The 21521-nt window shown below is 60.4% G+C and carries 13 protein-coding genes; 5 read left to right on the top strand and 8 right to left on the bottom strand.

All coding sequences use genetic code 11. From position 1 onward, the window contains the following. Positions 1–63 precede the first annotated feature (63 nt). The gene (locus ACIN8IBEIGE_RS03285) at positions 64–1206 is read left to right on the top strand and encodes an ABC transporter substrate-binding protein (RefSeq protein WP_160013402.1); all 1143 of its coding nucleotides are present in this window, start codon (positions 64–66) and stop codon (positions 1204–1206) included. Here ACIN8IBEIGE_RS03285 and ACIN8IBEIGE_RS03280 read toward each other — a convergent pair. The 5 genes from ACIN8IBEIGE_RS03280 to ACIN8IBEIGE_RS03260 all read right to left on the bottom strand — a co-directional run bounded on the left by ACIN8IBEIGE_RS03280 (position 1203) and on the right by ACIN8IBEIGE_RS03260 (position 8701). Then, complete coding sequence (locus ACIN8IBEIGE_RS03280) at positions 1203–2489, bottom strand: AarF/ABC1/UbiB kinase family protein (RefSeq protein ID WP_160013401.1); 1287 nt, start codon at positions 2487–2489, stop codon at positions 1203–1205. The two genes, ACIN8IBEIGE_RS03285 and ACIN8IBEIGE_RS03280, sit on opposite strands and share 4 nt — an antisense overlap. A 69-nt stretch (positions 2490–2558) precedes the next feature. Continuing rightward, positions 2559–3350, bottom strand: coding sequence for an ABC transporter substrate-binding protein (locus ACIN8IBEIGE_RS03275; protein WP_178124321.1), 792 nt, complete (start codon positions 3348–3350; stop codon positions 2559–2561). 271 nt (positions 3351–3621) lie between these two features. Beyond that, the gene (locus ACIN8IBEIGE_RS03270) at positions 3622–7056 is read right to left on the bottom strand and encodes an SbcC/MukB-like Walker B domain-containing protein (protein WP_160013400.1); all 3435 of its coding nucleotides are present in this window, start codon (positions 7054–7056) and stop codon (positions 3622–3624) included. Continuing rightward, a complete protein-coding gene (gene sbcD / locus ACIN8IBEIGE_RS03265; RefSeq protein ID WP_160016293.1) occupies positions 7053–8273 on the bottom strand; it encodes an exonuclease subunit SbcD in 1221 nt (406 codons plus the stop codon). Before sbcD ends, ACIN8IBEIGE_RS03270 begins: the two co-directional genes overlap by 4 nt. Before the next feature lie 8 nt (positions 8274–8281). Beyond that, positions 8282–8701 (bottom strand): Lrp/AsnC family transcriptional regulator, encoded by a 420-nt coding sequence (locus ACIN8IBEIGE_RS03260; protein WP_160013399.1) that lies wholly within the window; start codon positions 8699–8701, stop codon positions 8282–8284. A 129-nt stretch (positions 8702–8830) separates the two neighbouring features. On the opposite strand from ACIN8IBEIGE_RS03260, the gene yjeH reads away from it, so the two are divergent. After that, positions 8831–10099 carry an L-methionine/branched-chain amino acid transporter gene (yjeH, locus tag ACIN8IBEIGE_RS03255; protein WP_160013398.1) on the top strand — a complete coding sequence of 423 codons (1269 nt, stop codon included), beginning with the start codon at positions 8831–8833 and terminating at the stop codon, positions 10097–10099. A 9-nt stretch (positions 10100–10108) separates the two neighbouring features. Here the strand turns inward: yjeH and ACIN8IBEIGE_RS03250 are convergent, their stop codons facing one another. Further along, positions 10109–10957: a lipopolysaccharide kinase InaA family protein gene (locus tag ACIN8IBEIGE_RS03250; RefSeq protein ID WP_160013397.1), complete on the bottom strand. Its 849-nt coding sequence runs from the start codon at positions 10955–10957 to the stop codon at positions 10109–10111. A gap of 179 nt (positions 10958–11136) precedes the next feature. Here ACIN8IBEIGE_RS03250 and ACIN8IBEIGE_RS03245 point away from each other — a divergent pair, with 179 nt between their 5' ends. Next, positions 11137–12465: a TAXI family TRAP transporter solute-binding subunit gene (locus tag ACIN8IBEIGE_RS03245; protein ID WP_160013396.1), complete on the top strand. Its 1329-nt coding sequence runs from the start codon at positions 11137–11139 to the stop codon at positions 12463–12465. Positions 12466–12470: 5 nt separating this feature from the next. On the opposite strand, the gene ACIN8IBEIGE_RS03240 is transcribed toward ACIN8IBEIGE_RS03245, so the two are convergent. Together ACIN8IBEIGE_RS03240 and ACIN8IBEIGE_RS03235 are read right to left on the bottom strand one after the other, a co-directional pair. Next, positions 12471–17294 (bottom strand): C39 family peptidase, encoded by a 4824-nt coding sequence (locus tag ACIN8IBEIGE_RS03240; protein WP_160013395.1) that lies wholly within the window; start codon positions 17292–17294, stop codon positions 12471–12473. A gap of 401 nt (positions 17295–17695) precedes the next feature. Further along, positions 17696–19306 (bottom strand): M28 family metallopeptidase, encoded by a 1611-nt coding sequence (locus ACIN8IBEIGE_RS03235; protein ID WP_160013394.1) that lies wholly within the window; start codon positions 19304–19306, stop codon positions 17696–17698. 379 nt (positions 19307–19685) lie between these two features. Here ACIN8IBEIGE_RS03235 and yejK point away from each other — a divergent pair, with 379 nt between their 5' ends. Beyond that, positions 19686–20693, top strand: a complete 1008-nt coding sequence (gene yejK, locus ACIN8IBEIGE_RS03230; RefSeq protein WP_160013393.1) for a nucleoid-associated protein YejK — start codon at positions 19686–19688, stop codon at positions 20691–20693. A 2-nt stretch (positions 20694–20695) separates the two neighbouring features. Continuing rightward, positions 20696–21514: a PPK2 family polyphosphate kinase gene (locus tag ACIN8IBEIGE_RS03225; protein ID WP_160013392.1), complete on the top strand. Its 819-nt coding sequence runs from the start codon at positions 20696–20698 to the stop codon at positions 21512–21514. Positions 21515–21521 lie beyond the last annotated feature (7 nt).

Below are 21521 nucleotides of genomic sequence, written 5' to 3'. Positions count from 1 at the left end.
GAATAAGAAAAAATGGACGAGCGGACCCTACAGTGGCCCGCGATCATGGCAAGGAGCGTATCGATGACCTCTCGACAGCTGCTGCGTGGCCTGGTGATCAGCTGCCTGCTGATACCGGGTTTTGCCAGCGCAGCGGAGCCCGGCCTGAGCACGGATGAAGTGCGGATCGGCATGGTCAACGCACAGAGCGGCCCGGCGGCAGCCCTGGGTCTGGGCATGCTCAATGGCGCTCAGGCCTACTTCAAACGCGTCAACGCCGAAGGCGGGGTACATGGCAGACGTATCCACTTGCTCAGCCGGGACGATGGCTATGAGCCCAGCCAAACCGCCGCGCATACCCGCAGCCTGTTGCAAACCCAGCAGGTGTTCGCCCTGCTCGGCTATGTCGGCACGCCCACCTCACGCGCCGCCGTGCCGCTGGCGCTGCGCGCGCAAGTGCCTTACCTGTTCCCCTTTACCGGCGCCGAGTTTCTGCGTACACCGGCCAAACCCGGGGTATTCAATATTCGCGCGTCCTACATTGAGGAAACCGAGCAACTGGTCGAGCGCATGACCCAGGACCTCAAGCTGAGCAAGATCGCCATCCTGATGCAGGACGACTCCTTCGGTGAGTCGGTCAAGGGCGGACTCAACGGCGCGCTGGTCAAGCGCGAGCTGAAAATTCATGCGCAGGCGCGTATCCAGCGCAACTCGCTGGACGTGGCCGAGGCCATCAAGGCCCTGCAGCGCACCCAGCCGGAAGCGGTGTTCTTTGTCGGCACTTACAGGCAACTGGCGGCCTCGATCAAACAGGCGAAAGCGCTGGGCTTCAATACACGCTTTGTCAGCGTGTCGTTTATCGGCACCGAGGGGTTTATCCGTGAGATCGGCAGTGACGGCGATGGGGTTTATATATCCCAGGTGGTGCCCTCACCTGACGACAGCTCGCTGGCGCTGGTGCGCGCCTATCAGGCCGATATGCAGCCCGGCGATTTTGACCATGCTTCGCTGGAGGGTTATATCGGCGCTGCGGTGTTTACTCAGGCATTGCGCAAAGCCGGCGCTGAGCCTACACGCGAGACGTTTCTCGATGCACTGGAACACCTCGACACAGACCTCGGCGGTTTCAAGGTGGCATTCTCACGCCGCCAGCACCAGGGCTCCAACGCAGTCTTCCTGACCCGCATCGAAAACGGCCAGGCCATACCCGTTACCAGCATGCGCTAACGCCCGGCCAGCTGTACCTGCAACAGATCGGCCACCGGCAGCGCGACACCGAGGCGGCTGAGGTTCCAGTAATGCCCTTCCAGCGTGCGATTGACCAGCAAGGTGGCCGGTGCGGGTTGTAGGCTGCCCAATGCGCCCAGCACATCGGGCAACAGCCGCTGCACCTGCTCATGCAGCGGCGTGGCAGCAAAGTCCCAGTGCACGCCTGGCTGCAACAGCGGCCCGAGCAAGCCATGCAGCTGACGGTACAAGCCATAGGGCGTGGTGGATTGCGGCTGGCGTGTACCGAGCGCCTGGAAGGCCTTTTCCAACTGCTCGCCGTCGCGGGCCTGCAACGCCTTGTAAGTTTGCACATAGGCCGCCAGTAACGGCGCGGGCAGCGCCCGCACACAGCCGAAGTCATACACCACCAGCTCTCCGGCTGCGGTGTAGGCGAAATTGCCCGGATGCGGATCGGCATGCAGCAGGCCCAGCTCAAAGGCCTGGGCACTCAGCCAGCGCACCAGGGTCAGGGCCAGACGCTCACGCACTTCGGCACTGGCCCGGCTAACCTCGGCAAACGGCAAGCCGGCCTCCTCGCTTAGCGCCAGTACACCGGGGCGGCACAGATCTTCCTGCGGCTGCGGCAGACGCAAGCCCGGCCAATCGGAGAAATACGCGCGAAAGTCCTGCAGACGGCGCATCTCCGTCGGGTAATCCAGCTCAGCTGCGATCACCGCTGCCAGTTCCTGGTACAAGCCTTCCAGCTGTTCGGCAGGCGCGCGGAACAAGCGCCCCAGCGGCAACAAACGACGCAGCTGGCGCAGATCCGCCTGGCAGATCTCGGCGATACCCGGGTATTGCACTTTCAGCACCAGCGCCCGGCCATCTGCCGCTATCGCGCGATGCACCTGGCCCAAGGAGGCGGCGGCAAAGGGTTGCTCGTCGATCTGCTGGAAAAACTGCCCGAGGTCCGCGCCATACACCTGTTGCAGGTGTTCGCGCAGCGCGCTGAAGGGCAAGGCCGGCACACGGTTCTGCAACGAGGCCAGTGCCAGAGCCACCGGCTCAGGCAGCACACCCTGCCACTGTGAGGCCATTTGCCCCAGCTTGAGCACCGGGCCTTTCATCTCGCCCAGCACATCCGTGAGCAGATCGCCCACCGGCTGCCAATCAATCCCGCTGCGCCCAGGACGCAGACGCTGCCCCAGCACGCTGCCGCCGATGCGCGTGGCCGTACCGGCCAAGGTCAGAAAGCGCCCAAGCGCAGAGGCAGACGGTGGAGCGGCGGGAGGCTTAGCCATGCGGCAATACTCATCGAGGCGAAGCACGATCATGCGCCTGCCCTTAACAGGCTCCAAGCATTAACCGACTCAGGGCTGAGAGCGTGCCAGAAAATCCCGCACCTGCTGCCGATACGTCACCGACTCGCGCTGACGCTCAATTTCATCCCAGATACGCGCGGCATACGCAGGGTTAGCCGCCACATAGGCGTTGGACAGCATCAGGTAGTAAGCCTTCTCTTCCAGCGGCAGCTTGACCTTTTCCAGCCGCGCCGCCAGCTCAGGATTGCTCTGCAGCACAAAGTCGCCGCGCAGGCTCTGCAGCGCCGCCGCTTCGATGCGCTTATGGCTAAGCATCTGCAACAGCGCCAGCGGATCACGGCTGGTTTCATCAACCTCGGCGCCCTGGGCGCGAATAAAGTCGACAATCGAAAAGCCGCTCAGGGAGCCAACCCGCCCCTGCAACTGGCGAAACTCTTCGCCGTTCCAGCTCACAGGGCTGCCCTTACGCCGGTACAGGGCGTAGATCGAGGTGTGCAGCCGTTTGCGCTCATCCAGGCGGCCATCGGCATCCTGCGGGTAACGGCCGAGAAGCAGACGCTCCTCCTTGAAGCTGGAGGCAAAAGCGCCGTCATAGGTGCCTTGAGCCATGCCAGACAAACAGCGCTTCCAGGGCACGGCAACGAAGCTGAACTGCAGCGGCAAGCTCTCGTCGACCAGCCGTAGCAGCTGCAGGTTGAGCCCGCTGCCATCGGTCATTACCCAGGGGTAGGAGTTTTGATCCTCATAACAGAGGATCAAGGCATCGGCCGAACGTGGGGCCGCATGGGCCTCAACAACCAGACAACAGCAGCACAGCAGGCAGATCAACAGCTTGGCCAAGGCAATGCTCCGAGACAGTGAAAGCGTCGTTCCCTGAGGGCGAGTGCGGCTTCCTGCGCGCTAGGAGCCTGTCGGACTTAACCGTTCGTAGCGAGGGAAAGCCCGGCTTGAGGCAGTTTTGCTGGTTTTCCGAGGCGAATAGCTGGCTATTTAACGAGGGAAAGCAGCAAAAATGACCAAATCCGGCTTTGCCACAGTAGAACAGTGTTAAGTCCGACAGGCTCCTAGGTTTCAGTATAGGTAGGCATAGCCCAAGCAACGCTGGCGCAGATCAATTGTCCCGTGCATTCACCGCAAAGCGCTTATCCAGGCCGCTATAACCCATGCCGACGCCCTTGTGCACTTTCAGCTGCACCGGGATGCGTTCCTTGAGCGCCTCGACGTGGCTGATCACACCGATCATTTTGCCGCTGGCATTGAGGTTATCCAAGGCGTCCAGAGCGACCTCCAGGGTTTCACCGTCCAACGTGCCGAAGCCTTCGTCGAGAAACAGCGAGTCGATGCTGGTCTTGTGGCTGACCAGATCGGACAGCGCCAGGGCCAGGGCCAGACTGACCAGAAAGCTCTCGCCGCCGGACAAGGTCTTGGTGTCGCGCGCCGCATCGGCCTGCCAGGTGTCGATCACCTCCAGCTCCAACTCGCCGCTGCTGCGCCGCGCCAACTGGTAGCGGCCATGCAAACGTTCGAGCTGCTGATTGGCCAGGTAGACCAGATGATCGAGGGTCAGGCCCTGGGCAAACTTGCGGTATTTGGCGCCATCGGCCGAGCCGATCAGGCTGTTGAGCTGCTGCCATAGATCGTATTCGCCCTGCTTGGCTTGGATCTCGGCAAACAGGCTCTGCTGGCCCTGCCTGCGAGCGTCGTCACCCTGCAGTTGGGCGCGGATCTCGCCCTGGCGCTCACTCAGGGTTTTCAGCTGAGCGTTGAGAGACTGCAACTGTTCATCAAGCTGCTCAAGGCTCAGCACGCTGTGCGGTAGCGCCTGCAATTGCTCAAGATGCCGAGTGCTGGACAGCATCAGTGCCTGGGCTTCGGCCAGCGCCTTGTCCACACGCTGCTTGAGGGCTGTCAGTTGCGCCTGCTGCTCAGGATCAAGCAGCGCCACCTGGTAGCTGGCTTCATCGGCAAAGGGGCTGAGGGCCAGCGCGTCGATCCAGGCTTGCTGTTGCCGATGCAGACCCGCCTGCGCCTGGCTGAGCAGTTCATTGTGGGTCTGCTGTTTGCCCTGCCAGCTACTTAGTGCTTGCACAGCGTCGTCGTAGCCCTGCTGCGCAGCCGCCAGACGTTCGCGGGCATCCGCCACCTGCGGCAGCTCCGGCAAGGCAGGCAACGGCTGCTGATGTAACCGCTGCTGCCAGAGGTCGGCTACTTCCTGGCTGCTGCTCAGACCATGCAGTTCATCACGCAGACGCTCCTGCAGCTCCGCCAGTTGCTGCTGATGCTGCTGCCACTGCGCCCATTCCTCCTCGCGCTGCTGCAGCCAGCTATCACCTTGCTCCGGCAGGCTGTAACCGAATTGCGCCAAGGCTGCGCCCAGTTGCTCCTGCTGCTGTTGCTGCTGTTGCTGCAGATGTTGCAACTGCTTGGCGATGTCTTGCTGCTGACGCTGTTGCTGCTCCTGTTTGCTGAGCAGCACTGCCTGCTCGGTGCGCTGCTGTTGCAGGCTACCCTGCACCTGCTGGTTGGCGGTACGGGCGCTATCCAGAGCGACCTTACATTCTTCAAGCTGGCTCAGGCGCACCTGCAACTGCTGCGCCTGTTCTGCATGGGTCTGCATGGCAGCCTTGAGCGCGGCGGCGCCCGCCAGTTGCTGGCCCAGTAGTTCGGTTTGTTGCTGCCAGAGAACGGCCTGCTGCTGACGTTCCTGCTCGACCCGCTGCACCTGCACCTGTTGCTGCTCGATACGTTCATTCAAGGTGGCGACAGTGCTGCGCAGGCCTTCGCCCTGCTCGCCCAGGGCTTTCAACTGCTCGCGCTTGAGTTCCAGCGCAGAGAGCGTGGCCGAGCTGTCCAGCGCCTGGTAAGCCGCCACGGCCGGATGCTCCTGGGAGCCACACAGCGGGCAGGCCTGCTCAGGCTGTAGCTGGGCGCGGTATTGCTCCAGAGCCTGAATGCGCTGTTCCTGCAATAACAGGGTTTCCTTGTCGCGCACCTGCTGCTGCAGATCACGGTACTGCTCGCGCAGGCTGACCAGCGCCTGTTCCTGCTGGGCCTTGTGCTGTTGCTGCTCCAGCATGGCATCGCTCAGTTGCCCGGCCTGCCTGGCCAGTTCCTGACGATGCTGAGCAATCTGCTCCAGACGCTGCAACACGTGACCCTGCTCCAGCAAGCGCTGCCAGTGCTCACGCAAGACGGCTTCGGCTTCCCCGGCCAGCAGTTGCTCAAGCGCCGCTTGCTGCTCACGCTCACGGGCCTCTGCAACCAGCAGTGCCGCCTCGGCCTGCTGCAACTGGGCCTGCAGGCTCTGTATCTGCTGCGCCAACTGCGCCGCATCAGCCTGCTCTTGCTGCTGCCTATTCAACTGCTCGGTGACAGCGTTGCCCAACTGCTGCCGCGCAGTCAGTTGCTCACGCCAGATACCCAGTTGCACACCCAACTGAGCGCGCTGCGGGTGCTGCGCCAACTGCGCCTGCACGCTCTGCTGCTGGTTAACGAGCTGGCCAATACGCAACTGCCTGAGCGCTACCAACTGCTGGCTGAACTGACTGGCCAGCCACAGTTGCTGGGCCATCTGCTCGGTGGCCTGCTGCTGGGCAATGGTGATGTTGTTCAACTCATCCTGCCGTTGCGCCAACAGTTGCTGGGCCTGCTGCCAGGCCTGATGAGCGGGCTGCAGACGCAGTGCCGGCGCGCAGTCTGCAAGCTGCTGCAATTGCACTTGTGCATCCTGCCAGGCGTGTTGCGCCTGCTGTTCTTGGGCCTGGGCCTGTTGATGCTGACTATGCGCCTTGCTCAGGTCGAGAACATGTTGGCGTTGCTGCTGGCAACTCTGTTGCTGGCCGTTGAGCAACACTTCCTGCTCAGCCAGTTGCGTGACTTCATCCTGCAGTGCCTGGCGCTGCTCCGCATTAAGCAGCTCCACCCCTTCGGCCCTGGCACGTAGCTGGTCGAGTGAGTTTTTTACCTCGCGGGTCTGCTCAAACACCCGCTGGGATATCTGCCCGTAGATATCGGTGCCGGTCAGCTCTTCCAGCAGCTCGGCGCGCTGGTTGGCACCCGCTTCGAGAAAGGCGGCGAAACCGCCCTGGGCCAGCAGCATGGACTTGGTAAAGCGCTCGAAATCCAGGCCCGTGAGGCGCTCGGTTTCGCGCAGTTTTTCGTTGATCTTGTCGGTGACGATCTGCCCGCTGGCTTCGGCCAGTTCGACCTTGGGCGCTTGCAGCGCGCCATCAGCCTTGTCGCGGGCGCGGCGCTGGCTCCAGAAGGCGCGATAGCCAACGCCCTTGACCTCGAACTCGACCTCGGCCAGACAGTCGGCGGTGTGCCGGCTCATCAGTTCATTGGCACTGGCCGACACCGTACTCATGCGCGGCGTGCGGTGATACAGGGCCAGGCAGATGGCGTCGAGCAGCGTGGTCTTGCCCGCCCCGGTCGGCCCGGTGATGGCAAACAGGCCGTTGTCCTTGAAGGGTTCGGCGCGAAATTCGATCTTCCACTCGCCTTTCAGCGAATTAAGGTTTTTCAGACGCAGGCTAAGGATCCTCATGCCTCGCCCTCGCGCAGCTCACTGACCACCTGCTGATACAGCCCAAGCAGACGCTGTTGCTCGGCGTCGTCCAGGCTTTCGCTGCTTAGGCGTTGGGCGAACACATCCTCAACACTTAGCTCATCCAGGGTTTCTTTGGCCTGGCCCTGCAGGCCGGCCACTGCATTGCCACGCTCGCGGCGAATGCGCAGCACTTCCACCGGTAGCCCCTCACACAGCGCAGCGATACGCAGCTGCAAGTCGCTCAGGTAATCGTCGCTGCCGACCAACACTTCCAGCCATACCGGCTGCTCGGTGCTGCCCTGTTTAGACGCATCCTGAATGGCGGTTTCCAGCTCTTTAAGCGAGCCGCACAACGACAGCAACGGCTGAAAACGCGGCACCGGCAGCGCGCTGATCTGCCGCAAGCCGCTGCTATCCAGCTCCACCAGCAGCACTTCTTTCTGCTGCTTAGCCTCATCGAAACTCAGCGCAATCGGCGAGCCGCAGTAGCGGATATGCTCCAGACCGCCGACCTTCTGCGGCCGATGGATATGCCCCAGGGCGATATAGGCCGCAGGCGGAAAGGCGCTGGTGGGAAAGGCCTCCAGGCTGCCGACATAAATTTCACGCACCGAATCGCTGGCGCTGGCGCCCACAGTGGTGAGATGCCCCGTGGCGATAATCGGCAGCTCGCCGCCCAGCTCGGCACGCTTGGCCTCGGCCAGGGCATAGAGCGCCTGGTAGTGCTGTTGGATCGCCTGCTGCAGGGACTGCTGCTTGTCCTGGGCACTCTGTCCGGCCTGGCTGTGCAGCACATCGCGCGGGCGGATAAAGGGAATACCGCAGAGCACCGCCCCGGGCGAACCATCGCGCCGATGCAGCACCAGCAGCTGTTCATCCAGCTGCTCGCAGACGCCGGGAATCACCCGCGTACCCAATTGCGCCAGCAGGGTCTTGCTCTCGCCGAGCATGGCCACCGAATCATGGTTACCGCCGAGCACCACCAGCTCGCAGCCGGTGCCACGCAACTCGACGATAAAGCGGTTGTACTGCTCGCGGGCATAGCTGGGCGGCGCGCCGGTGTCGAAGATATCGCCGGCAATCAGCACGGCATCGATTGCATAGGTGCGCACCTGCTCAATCAGCCAGGCGCAAAAGGCCTGGTGCTCGGCCTGGCGGGTCTTGCCCATAAAGTGCTGGCCGAGGTGCCAGTCGGAGCTATGCAGAATGCGTATGGACTGAGTCAAAAGGCCCAATCCTTGACCACCATATGGGTCTTCACTTTCTGCATGCCGGGGAAGTTTTCGATCTCGCCGCGAATCTCGCTCAGGCGCTGCATTGAGGCGGCCTCGATAACCACCAGCATATCGGTCTCGCCGCTGATGCCACTGCAGCGGCGCACCTCGGGGTAGACACGCATCAGCTCAACATAGTGCTCGCAGCGCCCGCCCTGGTAGAACAGCTCCAGATAGGCCTTGATCGCCGCCTCACCAGGCAGCGCCACCTGGGCGTGATAGCCGCCGATCACACCACTGTGTTCCAGCTGACGAATCCGCTCGCTGACCGCCGAACGCGACAGGTTGACCTCGCGGGCGATCTGGCTGACGGGTAAACGCGCATCGGCGCGTAACAGGGCGAGTATCTGCTGATCGAACTTGTCCACGGCAACTCTCAGGCAAAAAGCAATTTGACGGCCAATTCCGTCATTCTGCCGGGCAACGCCGACACTTCTACGGCGGTGTTTTGCAGGGACGCGCCCTACCATAGCCGGCAAAACGCCAGAGCATACAACATGAGCCGTCTGAACCCGGAATTGGGCCTACTGCAAGGCATTGGCCTGCTGAGTACCTCGCTACTGGGCACCGGGATTTTTGTAATTCCGGCACTCGCCGCCACCGCTGCCGGCGAGGCATCACTGTGGGCCTGGATGCTGCTGATCGCCCTGGTGCTGCCGGTGGCTTTTACCTTTGCCCAGCTGGGTCGCCACTACCCCCATGCCGGCGGCGCGCCGCATCTAATCGGCCGCGCTTTCGGTGCGCGGATGGAACGCCTAAGCGCCCTACTGTTTCTCGCCGTGCTGCCGGTGGGTTTACCAGCGGCGCTGAATATCGCCAGCGGCTTCTGGCAGGCGCTGTTCGATCTTAGCCGCGGCCAAGCCCTAGCGATCCAGTTGGCTACCCTCGCAGCCATGCTGTTGCTCGGCCAGCGCCCGGCCAAGGCTAGCGGGATGATTCAAGGGGCGATTGCCGTGGCGATTATCGCCACCATTGCGCTGATCTGGTGGGTCGGTGATCTGCCCGCCCCCAGCCAGCCGCTGCTGCCGCCAATTAGCGGCTCTTGGCATCTACTGCCGGCGGCGCTGGGGGTGATGTTTTGGTGTTTTGTCGGCATTGAGGCCTTTACCCATATGGGCGAAGAGTTCAAGAACCCCGAGCGCGACTTCCCCCTGGCGTTGCTGTTTGGCGTGCTGTTGGCCGGCCTGGTGTACTGGGCCTGTTCGGTGGCGGTGCTGAACCTGCATAGCTACGGCGACGTCACAGCAGATGCCGCATCGCTGCCGCGTATGCTCGACCTGCTGCTGGGCGAGCATGCACGCTGGATCGCCGCCACTGTGGGCTATCTGGCCTGCTTCGCCTCGATGAACGTCTATATGCAGGGCTTCGCCCGGCTGATCTGGAGCCTGGCCGACGAAGGCAAACTGCCGGCTGCCCTGGCCCAACGCAACCACCACGGCGTACCGGCCCGCGCCCTGCTGTGGGTGATTCTCAGCTGCGCCCTGTGCGCCAGCCTGGCTCAGTGGCTCAATTTGACCGTGGACGACCTGATTCGCTACGCCAATGGCAACTTCGTTGTGATTTACCTGCTGAGCATGGCCGCAGGCGTAGCGCTGCTGCGCGGTATCTGGCGTTGGCTGGCCGCATTCAGTTGCCTGCTCTGCGCCCTGGTGCTGCTGATGCTGGGCATGGATGCCGGGTATGCCCTGGGTTTGCTGGTGGTGCTCGGGTTACTCGATCGCTGGCGCGAACAGCGCAGCATGCGCCTGCTTGCTGGGCAGAGTTGAAATGGCGGGTTAACCGCGCAGCTGCAAATTACCTGTCAAAAGCAGGTCACGGCGCTTCTTGCGGCTGATTTGCTGATGTTTGCACAGCGAATAAACGCGTTCAAAGCCCACACGATCAATCCCGGGATACTGGTCCAGAGCGGCATACACCAAGTGGTCATAACGGGCTTCGTCAATATGCTCTTGAACCAGACGCAAGAACAGGAAGGCGAACTGGAAACCCAAGGCCTCCGACCAGTATGGCGGATGGCCGATATAACAGTTCTCGAGGTCGACCACCTTCATCGCATCCAGACGCTGCGGATCAAGCATGATATTGCCCGCCCACAGATCAAGGTGACAGACATGCTTTTCATGCAGCTCACGAATCAGGGCAAAAGCCCCCTGCAAGAATGGTTCAATCTGCATCTGCGGCTGGCTCAGCCAAAACTTGCCATCGACATAGCCGTCGAGCATGTCACTGATCAGGAACAGTTCGCGTACAGGCCTTACGCCAATACGGCGGTAACCGAAGCCACGTAGCTGCGGCACAGGCGCACCTTGGCGCCAAGCACTCGCACTGTTAATTAATTCGGCAATTGGCCAATCATAGCCACCTATACGACGCTGCATACCAAGGGTCACACGCAGTCGTGAGGGCAAGCTCTCTAGCTCTACCGTTTTGACAAAAAAACGTGAAGTCGCGCCACTCATGCAGCCGGAAATACTCCTGCGCAACTCACCGCTGTCGCGTTGCGCTAGTAGCGCGGAAATAGGTTTTAAGATGTCCGTAGCACCGTCGTCATCTAGGTGCAACGTCAAATCGCCACTGACAACGGTATGCGGAAAATCTTGCTTATAGGGTTTTAGGTAGCGCATCCCAGCGTCCGATTAATTTTTCGTGGCGCGAAACTATCGACTCAGTGCCCGAGTCTCAACTTGTTTTTCACACTTTTTTTACATTTCAGATGAACGCGACTGCATCGCATGCCGGTACAACCCTCCAACACTTAAGTCATTGTGGCTATCCTCAGCCAAGCTAACGACAAGGACTGACCATGCGCCGCATTCTCCATGATCTGAAAATCCTGATCCTCACCAACCTGTGGATAGTACCGGTGCTGGCTGGGCTGGTTGGCGCGCTGTTCTATTTCGCCGCGCCGCCGCCGCCAATGCATGCGCGCATGGCGACCGGTGCCGTGGGTGGTGGCTATCATGCATTTGGCGAGCGCCTGCAGGCGGAGCTGGAACTGCAGGGCTTTAGCCTGGAGCTGGTTGAGAGCGCCGGCTCCGAAGACAACCTGGGCAAACTCGGCAGCGGTGAAGTGGAGCTGGCACTGGTACAGAGCGGCCAGGAGCTGACTCTAAGCGCCGAGGCTCGCGGCAAGCTTAATGGCCTGGGCGTGATGTACCGCGAACCGTTGTGGCTGTTTCTCGGTGACAAGGTCAAATTCGAACGCCTGAGCGATCTGATGAAACTGCGCCTGGCGGTTGGCTCGCAGGGCAGCGGCACCCAGGCGGTGACTGCAGCATTGTTCGCCGCCAATCGGATCGAACCGCCGCAGTACCCCAAGCGCTGGCAACAACTGGGCGGCAGTCGCGCCGCCGATGCGCTGATTGCCGGCAAACTGGATGCCGCTTTTTTTGTCGGCCCGGCGGAAAACGCACTGATTCAGCGCCTGGCAGCCGAGCCCAAAGTGCGTCTAGTCAGTCTGCGCCGCACCGAAGCCTACCTGGCCCGCCTGCCCTACCTCAGCCGCCTGCAAGTCGGCGAAGGCATGCTCGACATGCAACACAATACCCCGGATCAAGACATCGTTACCCTTGGCCCGGTCGCCACCCTGGTGGCCGGCGAAGAGTTTCATCCTTCGCTAACCCCACTGATCCTCGAAGCGGCAAAAACCGTGTTGAAGAATGGCAGCCTGCTCGACCCCGCCGGCAGCTACCCAACCAAGCCGCCACTGTCACTAAACACCCTGAGCGAGGCCGAGTACTACTACGACAAGGGCCTGCCCATTCTGCAGCGCTACCTGCCGTTTCGCATCGCCTCGCTGGCCGACCGCTATATCATTCTGGCCATCCCGCTGCTGGTGCTGTTGTTCCCGCTGTTCAAGGCCATCGGCCCGATCTACCAGTGGCGCATCCGCGCACGCATCTACCGCTGGTACAAACACCTGCGCGAAATCGACCAGCAGCTGTACAAGGGCAAACTGCCAAGCGACCTGGACGCCGAAATCGCTCGCCTGGAACGCCTGGAAGACGAACTGGCGCGGGTCGAAGTGCCGCTGTCCTACTCCAGCGAGTTGTATGAGCTGCATATACACCTGCGCTATGTGGTTGAGCGGCTTCACGGCCTCAAAGCGAAGAACAAAGCCGCACCCGAGTAAGTACGTTATTCGAAACGGAGTTGTAGGTAGCGCCATGGCGCCAGCAGTACATGGGTGTACCGCCCAAATGCCAGGCGGTAAGCCAGGTCGCGCCGCAAGCGACGATAAGCGCTGTGGCTACCACCTCGGGCAACCGCTTTGGCCGTCGAAAAGTAGCGCACAGCTCTCGCGCTATCGCCGTGCTCAACTGCTTCGGCATAACCATCCAGCATGTGCTGCATGCAGGCGAAATAAGGGCGTAGCTGCGCCTCTTGATAACGTGATTGCCACACACGAAGCGCTTGCATGTCTGTTTGTCTTGCAGCATCTGCGGCTAGCCAGATCATCGCTTCATGATTCTCAGGCATCTGTTCAAGCGACCTGTGCGACACGGCTGCAGCCAACTCATCACGCCCCGTTGCGCGCAACCCCAAAGCCAGATTATTCAGCCCCCAGGCTGGGATGTCGGTACGCTGTTTCCAATCTGTAAGCCAATAAAGCATCGACGAGTACAGTCCCTGGCTCGCCAATGCATAACTGGCCATTCCCCAGATCATTCCATCATTGCGTATCGCCTCACGACAGGTTTGCAACGTACGAATCAGCAGACTGTTGGCATTCTCACGCTCAGCCAACAAATCCAACATGGCATGCTTGGCCGCATGCTTGGGATCATTGAGCAGTAGCCTGCTAAAACCTTTCCACAGTGAACCGGGTAGCCAGCGGGCATCTTCGTGCTTTAACCAGAAAAGCGCAGCGGCATGGTGTAACGCGCCCTCAGCAGCAGCCTTTTCTACAATGGGCCACAACTCTGGGTCACGTGCTGGCGCGACAAACCGTTTGAGTACATCAGCCCAGACGCCTGCGTTATCGTCATTTCGGCATAAAGGCTCAAGCGCCCGCTGTTTAAGTGGCCGATCACTGTGTGCCTGAGCGAAGTCCAATACCCTTATAAGAGTCGGAGGCTGAGAAGCGTTAGGCGCCTCCAATAGACGCGCCAACACAGCCCGGCAATCATCCACACGGCCATACTTCAGCTGCAGATCGAACTCATTGAGACCGGCAAAGGTGTAACCGGGATCGAGACGGAAGGCTTGTGAAAACGACAGTAGCGCCTGTTCGCTCTGCTCATTGAGCAATAACGCATGCCCAAGAAAACCATGGGAAATCGCCAGTTTTGGCTCCAAACGCACCATTTCTCTGGCTGATTCCACGTAGGCCGAGTAGTGCCCCGCGCTATCTTGCCAGTCCGCAAGCTCACGCCAGGCGTCAAAGCTGTTCCTGTGGCGCACCAGCAACTGGCGCAACGCCTCCATCGCAACGTCGTGCTTACCGCTGTTATAGGTCGCTCTAGGCCCGAAAACCGCCAATTCAACCGGCGTTGCGCCTCCCCAGCATGGTGCGGCCAACAACTCATGCAACTCGTCAAACCGCTCAGACTTCAGCAGCAGATCCAAGAGCTTTTCGTGCGCACCACGGTGGCGCGAGTTGAATCTCAACGCCTCACGCAAGGCGCCTTCACGCCCAGCTGCATCCTGTTCGTGCTCAGCCAGCGCTAGCCAGGCATCCGCATCACCGGCACGCAACTTGACCAACTCATGAGCCAGACGCAGTGGTCGCCCGGCATCATCCAGAGCAACACTGTAACGCCCTAACTGATTCCATACCCAGGCGTTACCTGGTTCATCGCGCAGAATCCGTTCGGCTTCCAGAACAGCCTCACCGTATGCCTCGCGCTCGCCCTGCACATAACTCAGGTAAGCACGCAACTCATGGTTATCGGGGGTTCGGCTAAGTACACGGTTTAACAAGGCTTCAGCTTCGGCCAGGTTATCGCCCTCATCCAGCAGGCTTTCCACATAGAGACGAACAGTCGGCGTCCACAAGGGGTTGATGCGGAAGCTTTCTTGCAGCGTCGCGCGACACTCACTGTATTGCTCATGATTCTTCTGCAGCTGGGCACGCTCCAGGGCCAAACGAGGCATCAGTGGAAAACGCTCAACCGCTGATTGCAAAAGCGCCTCGGCCTGCTCGACATGCCCGTCCAAAGCCTGTTGCCGAGCCACTACCACCCACAGCTGCCAAAGATCAGGACGCTGGCGCAGAGCCTCGCCAAGCTGTTCAAGCAGTACCTGCCGATCGAGGCGTTTCTGGGCCTGTTGCTGATAAGCCATCCAGCCTTCACCAAAAGTCACTTGCCGAACTAGCTCGGCATGGACGTAATCCAAAGACTGCAGCACGTCATCCTGGCCCGCGCAGGTGTCGAGCAACATATTGCTGGCGTATTCATTGTCAGCACTGCGCTGTAACGCCTCGCGGAAGGCTTCCTGAGCCTCTTCACGCTGTCCAGCCTGCAGCAGCACAAAGCCATGCGTGGAATGGCAGTAGGTATCTTGTGGGTCAATCACCAATACTTGCCTGCATAGGCTTAGGGCCTCTTCACTGCGGCCCAGTCGAGCGAGCACCACAGCCAATTCGCGTAATGCCCAGGCGTTTTGTGGGTGGCTGTACAGAAGGCGGCGCAAGGCTGCCTCGGTGGCTTCGAGGGAGCGCCGCTGTGCCCGCTCGACAGCGAACTCGGCGATGCCTGCATGGTGCTCAAAACGTTGAGCAAGCGCTTCCACATAAGCATCAACAGCCTCTTCCCCCGCAGACTGCCGCAATAACTGTGCATACAGGCGATGCAGCGACAGGTTCAGTGGATCAAGCTCGGCAGCCTCCTGACACCAGAGCAGAGCCTGTTGAATATCACCGCCACTGCGCTGGCTGTAGATGACCGCGGCACGCAGCCAGGCCCCACGCCGGCTTAAGGTCTCTGCCCGCAGTAGCAGTTGGTAGTTCAGCTCAAGCTCACCACTACGCCCATAAAAATCGGCCAATCCAAGCAACAGTTCAGGATCATTCGGACGTACCTGAAGCGCCTGTTCCAGCACATCACGAGCGCCATGCGCATCCCCAACCTCTTCAAGGCATTCGCTGAGCGTGATACTGGGGCCAGCAGCCAGAGCACCTAACTGCTGATGACGTTGACGTAAAAAGTGCATCCCCTCTTCAGTCCACCCCAAGCAACGCAGGGCGCGGAAGTACTGGTTGCTGTATCCCTCGTTGGCGGCATGCAGGCAGGCGGCAAACCGATACAGCTCGCAGGATTGCTCACGCATGCCCTCCCCCCAACGCAAGCTGGCCAGCGCATTCCATGCTGGGGCCTGCCCCGGTGCCTGGCGCAAGGCCTGGTTGAGCAAGTACTGCACGGTCGCGCCCTGGCCACCGCCATCGCCTAGCAAATTGGCATACCGCACCACGATCAACGGGTCACTCCAGCGCGCCTGACAGTACTGCTCCAGCCATGCCCGTTGCACCCCGCGCGACTGCAGCATACTCAGCGAACTGGCCTTGGAAAGAATCAGGTTGGAATCATCCGGGAAGTGTTGCAGCAGCGCCTCAGTGGCTTCGAGTACCTGCATCTCTCGGCCGTCATACCAAGCCAATGCACGCTGCGCCTGAAAATACAGACGATGCTCTGGTGCAGTGGCCTGCAACTCTGCCAATGTTCTTAACGCATCCTCTCGACGATGTACTTCCAATGCACAGAGCAGTCGGTAGTAGTTATCCCACTGGTGGCGTTCAGGGAACTCCAGCCCCTCCAATCGATAGGCCTGATCGGCGGGCAGCAACACCATGCCACGTGGACCCGAGGCGCGTTGCGTAGCAAACAGGCTCTCTGCCAGACACTCACCAAACTGCGCCTGGCCAGGATCTCGAATCAACAAGGTACCGCGCGGCTGGTCGTAGCCGACCACTGCCTGCAGGTGGCCGCTGCCGGTGTATTGCACGGAAAGGGTAAAAGGCAGCCCGCGATCAATCAGCTCGCAACTGGTCGCCCAGTCAGCGGTAAATTCACGCACCAGCCAGCCATTGCGCTCAGCCCATGCGCGCTCGGCCTGGTATGAGGTACCGTCGTAACAGATCTCTTCGGCGACCTCTAGATGAGCAACCGGCCGCCCCCAGAATGCAGAAAGCGCTGTCAACGTCGCCGGAGCGCAAGTCATATGGTGCTGCCGGACAAAACTCACAGGTAACAGGCAGCGCCGACCTTGCGGTGCCTGCAGATGTTCAGCGACCTTGCTGTAAAAGGGGCCTCCGGCCTGCCCAGCGAGTTCCCCGGCCTCTGCATAAGCACCACGTAGACTCGCCATATCGCAGCGCCTGCCGGCATACCAGCGCGCCAGGCCTTTTTCCAGCAAGGGCGACAATGCCTCGGCACGTGCCAGCCAGTGCCCGGCCTCGTCCAACTCATCGACTTCGATCAGCAGATCCACCAGCTGAGCGCACAGGCCACTGCTTTCCGATGCAGCAGCACCGCTGCGCAGGCGTTCCAGCGCCTGCTTCTCACGGTTGAGTTGCACCTCCAGCATTGCCGCCTGAATCAGCGCAGGCCGCGAGCCTGGCGTCAGGCGCAGGGCCTGCTCACAACAATCAAGCGCCTCAGAAAAACGATCCTCCTGCTCAAGACAATAGGCACGCTCCACTAACAGCCAAGGATCTTGCGGCGCCAGAGCCAGAGCTCGCTCGCTGCATGCGGCACTGCGAGTAAAGTCACGCAACAACGCAAATAGATAGGCAGAAAAGGAAAGCCACTCCGCATGTAGCGCCGGGTTCTCCGGCACCCAACTGCCAAACTGCTGAAGAAAACTCCACGCGCGAAACTGCCCTCGACGAGCAAGAAGAAAGCGGGCATAGCGCAGACGTGTTTCGGCCGCCTCTGGGTAACGTCGATAGCCCAGATAAGCCAGGGCATCCGCCAAACGCGGTGCGCCAAGATGAGCAGAAAGACGTGAGGCCATGACCATGGCAGCAGCTCCCCGCCATTGCCGGTAGTCCCCATGACGAATTGCAAGCTTATGAGCCTGCTGAAAAAGCCCCTGATCAATTAGCGCCTCAAGTTGCGCTAGCTGCTCGGGAGTAAGAAAGGTGGTACTGATAAGAGTGGAAGACATCGGACCCGTCCTTGGCCTTAGAAAACTTTTTCGCCACTCTAAGTAGCAATCTGCAGCGTTTCAAGCCAGGGGTAAGCCGGAACCGCACTTCACGCAACTTTGCCACGAACGGTCATTTTTCACGTAATTACGCTTCACTTCATTTGCTGTGATCAACTACGGCGAAACCGCTCCTAGAGAAGTGTGCCCGCACTGACCGCACAAAGAAAACCCCGCCAGAGCTCAGCTCTGGCGGGGTTTTGCATTTCAGCCGATCACTTGATCCAGTGTTTACCCCAGTGCGTGATGTCGTAGCTCTGCACACTACGCGCCACGCTCTTCTCGGCCTTGGCGGCTTCGATCTGATCATCGACCACTTTGGTGGAGAACGACAGCCAGCTGGTCACAAAGGCCATCGCATCGCCATTGATCTCCAGGGCACGCTGGGCGATGTTATTCAGGTCATCGCAACTGGCGTGGTAGCACGGATCAAGCGCGATCCCCGCCGTACCGCCATAAAGGTTCGCCTGCTCAGGCGTTTTCAGTACCTCTGCTCCCGTGAACAAGCCGCCAAAGGCGATGCCATCCTGGAAAAATTGCGCGTAATCCGAACGGAAGGTGATCTCATCGCCTTCTGAAGGCAGACCACGCAGTTTGTAATACTCCTCGAACAGTTTTTCGATGGCTGCCGAACCGGGTGGGCCTTGCAGACCGAATGCAGAACCGTCGCCGTCATAGATGAAGTAGGCAAAGTTGGGCGAAGCAATCATGTCGAAGTTCAAGTACGCCTTGATCTTGCTCTTCTGTTCGGCCGGCAGCTGGCTGACATAGTAAGTCGAACCAACCAACCCCGACTCCTCAGCCCCCCACCAGGCGAAGCGCAGCTTGTTCTTCGGCCGCACTTTCTGCAGCTGCAACGCCAGCTCCAGCAACGCGGCACTGCCTGATGCGTTGTCGTTGATGCCCGCTCCCTCGTACACGGAGTCGAGGTGAGCCCCGGCCATCACCACATTATTGGCATTGCCGTGGCGGCTCTCGGCGATAAGGTTGAAGGTCTGCGTACGCTCGCGCACCACGTCAGCCAGCATGCGCACCTGGGTCTCTGCGCTCTGCGCCAGGCCAACGCCGACATCGTAGGTGGCGAAGAACACCGGAACACCGCCGGCATAGCTGTCACCAAGAGTAGCGTTGAGCAGGCCCTTGCGGTCCTCGGTATCGCCCTGGTTGAAGATGATCACCCCTGAGGCTCCGGCCGCAGCGGCGTTCTCCGCTTTCAGCTGGAAGTTACAGGCGCCGCGCTGCAGCAAGGCGATAGAACCAGAGGGGAAGTCGACAAAGTCCTCCGCCTCACAACCACTGCTGGACAGGTTGCCAGCGCCAAGCGCGATATCCACCGCCGCCACTGGCGCACTGACGTCCCCGTCTTCGGTTTGCGACAGGTAGGTGAAATCCACATCCCACTCATACACCGCCGGCGTCGGCGCCAAGGCCTGCAGCTCGCCGGGCCCTTGTGGGTAATAGGCGGTGAAGGGGAATGGCTGAACCTCTACGCGATAGCCGGCACTTTCCAGGGTGGATTTCACGTAGTCGATCGAGCGCTGATAACCCGGCAAACCTGCAGCCCGATTGCCACCATTGGCCTGGGCAATGTCCTTGAACATCTGCAAGTGAGTGGAGGTGTTGCTCGCCTGCATACAGCGCGGCAACCCCAGTGTAGTGCTGTTGAGCAGGCCGAAACGACATTCCAGAGGACCCAAGCGAGTCGGGCTCCAAAACGCATTGAACAGCTGGCTGCTACTTTTGTTCGACTCTGCGAGCACCTCGCCCGAGATCGCCGCCAGTAGGCTTGCCACTATTAAGCCGCTTTTCACAATCTTGTTATGCATGCTGCCTCCAATCCATATATGGAGTTTTTTAGGTGCGGCGGCGCTTGTGACACTGCCGCGATACGTCCCTTTACTGCGTCGTGTGGACGCTACATAACCTAGACGTGGATATTCATCTTCGCGAACCGGTATCTACAATTTTCTTGAAAATAAGAACTTATCGACGAATATGGGAGCAATTGGCCAGCATCGAACGTTTTACCAATCTGACAGCAATAATGGGCTCCAAGGCGCGAACGACCCAGGGCGTTCAGCTGACGGATGGAGAGAAACCTGTACTCAGGTAAACTCTGCGCACATTTTCTAGATCGGCTCCGCGTTGGCCTCGCCAACGCCCCAGGAGCCATCCCCCCTGCGACTGAATTGAAGACCTAGCCCCATGCCGATCCGCCATTGCATCGTCCACCTGATCGACAAGAAGCCTGATGGCACCCCCGCCGTGCTGCATGCTCGCGACACCGAGCTGGCTGCCTCGCAAGCCATCGAGAACATGCTCGCCGACCTCAACGAGAGCTATAACGCCAAGCAGGGCAAGGCCTGGGGCTTTTTCCATGAAGAATCCGGGGCCTACCCGTTCAGCGGCTGGCTGAAGCGCTACCTGGACGATGAACAAGACTTCACCGCCTTCAGCCGCCAGGCGGTCGAGCAGCTGCAGAAGCTGATGGAGGAGTCCAATCTGTCCACCGGCGGCCATGTCCTGTTTGCCCACTATCAGCAGGGCATGACCGATTACCTGGCCATCGCCTTGCTGCACCACAGCGAAGGCGTGGCGGTGAACGATGCGCTGGACGTGACCCCGGCCAAGCACCTGGACCTGGGCCAGCTGCACCTGGCGGCGCGGATCAATATTTCCGAGTGGCGCAACAACGCCCACTCCAAGCAGTACATCTCGTTTATCAAGGGCAAGAATGGTAAGAAGGTCTCGGAATACTTCCGCGACTTTATCGGCTGCCAGGAAGGCGTCGACGGCCCCGGCGAAACCCGCACCCTGCTGAAAGCCTTCAGCGACTTCGTGGAAAGCGAAGACCTGCCGGAAGAGCAGGCCCGCGAGAAGACCAAGACCCTGGTCAGCTATGCCGCAAACCAGGCCAAACAAGGCGAGCCCATCACCCTCGACGAGCTATCGGGACTGATCGACGAAGAGCGGCCCAAGGCCTTCTTTGAGCATATCCGCAACAAGGATTACGGCATGGCCCCGGAGTTTCCGGCGGACAAACGCACCCTCAGCCAGTTCCAGCGCTTTACCGGGCGCGCCGAAGGTTTGTCGATCAGCTTCGAGGCGCACCTGCTCGGCTCGAAAATCGAGTACGACGAAGGCACTGACACCCTGGTGATCCGCAACCTGCCGACGCAGCTCACCGATCAGCTTAAGCGCCGCAAAAACTAAGCATGAGCCGCCTTCCGGATAGCCTGCTGGATGCCTGCCGCTGTAATCCGGCAGCACCCTTCACCCAGGATCCGGCACGCGATTTCGGCCTGAACAAGCAGGCGGCGCAGCTAGCCCTGGCCGAACTGCGGCCCTGGCTCAACCAGCAGCAGCGCATGCTCTGGGCCAATCGGCGTAATGCCCTGCTGCTGATCCTGCAAGGCACCGACTGCTCCGGGAAGGATGGCGTGATTCGCCGGGTGATCAGCAGCTTCGATCCCCAGGGTCTGCGCATCCACAGTTTTCAGAAACCCGATGCCTGCGAACAGCGCCATGACTTTCTCTGGCGCTACCTGCGGCGTTTGCCAGGGCTGGGCCTGCTCGGGGTATTCAACCGCAGTTACTACGAAGGGCTGATCAGCGATCCGCTGGATGGCCTGTGCAGTGCCGCCGAACTCCCTGCGCGCCAACAGGCCATTCACGCCTTCGAGACGCAGTTGCTCAGCCAGTCGATTCAGCCGCTGAAATGCTTTTTGCAGCTATCCCGAGATGAACAAAAGCGCCGCCTGCAGGAGCGCCTGGAACACCCGCATAAACGCTGGAAACTGCACAGCAGCGACCTGCAGTCCTATCGCGAATTCGAGCTACGCCAACAGCGCTGGGCCGAACAGCTAAGCGCCAGCCACAGCGAGGCAGCGCCCTGGTATGTGATTCCGGCAGATCATCGCTGGCTGCGCGACTGGCTGGTGGCCAGCCTGTTGGCCCGCGAGCTGGAACGGCTAAAACTGGACTGGCCGGATACCCCGCCGCCGTTCAGTCTGGAAGAATTGCAGCGCAGTTAGCCCACGA

Source organism: Pseudomonas sp. 8BK, from assembly GCF_902506475.1.
Classification (GTDB): Bacteria; Pseudomonadota; Gammaproteobacteria; order Pseudomonadales; family Pseudomonadaceae; genus Aquipseudomonas; species Aquipseudomonas anguilliseptica.
This window is presented reverse-complemented; position numbering and strand designations above follow the sequence as displayed.

Bases quoted from the DNA above. Each gene is read 5' to 3' on its own strand.
- ACIN8IBEIGE_RS03285 (WP_160013402.1), top strand. From the start codon at position 64: ATGACCTCTCGACAGCTGCTGCGTGGCCTGGTGATCAGCTGCCTGCTG.
- ACIN8IBEIGE_RS03280 (WP_160013401.1), bottom strand. From the start codon at position 2,489: ATGGCTAAGCCTCCCGCCGCTCCACCGTCTGCCTCTGCGCTTGGGCGC.
- ACIN8IBEIGE_RS03270 (WP_160013400.1), bottom strand. From the start codon at position 7,056: ATGAGGATCCTTAGCCTGCGTCTGAAAAACCTTAATTCGCTGAAAGGC.
- yjeH (WP_160013398.1), top strand. From the start codon at position 8,831: ATGAGCCGTCTGAACCCGGAATTGGGCCTACTGCAAGGCATTGGCCTG.
- ACIN8IBEIGE_RS03250 (WP_160013397.1), bottom strand. From the start codon at position 10,957: ATGCGCTACCTAAAACCCTATAAGCAAGATTTTCCGCATACCGTTGTC.
- ACIN8IBEIGE_RS03245 (WP_160013396.1), top strand. From the start codon at position 11,137: ATGCGCCGCATTCTCCATGATCTGAAAATCCTGATCCTCACCAACCTG.
- ACIN8IBEIGE_RS03240 (WP_160013395.1), bottom strand. From the start codon at position 17,294: ATGGTCATGGCCTCACGTCTTTCTGCTCATCTTGGCGCACCGCGTTTG.
- ACIN8IBEIGE_RS03235 (WP_160013394.1), bottom strand. From the start codon at position 19,306: ATGCATAACAAGATTGTGAAAAGCGGCTTAATAGTGGCAAGCCTACTG.
- yejK (WP_160013393.1), top strand. From the start codon at position 19,686: ATGCCGATCCGCCATTGCATCGTCCACCTGATCGACAAGAAGCCTGAT.
- ACIN8IBEIGE_RS03225 (WP_160013392.1), top strand. From the start codon at position 20,696: ATGAGCCGCCTTCCGGATAGCCTGCTGGATGCCTGCCGCTGTAATCCG.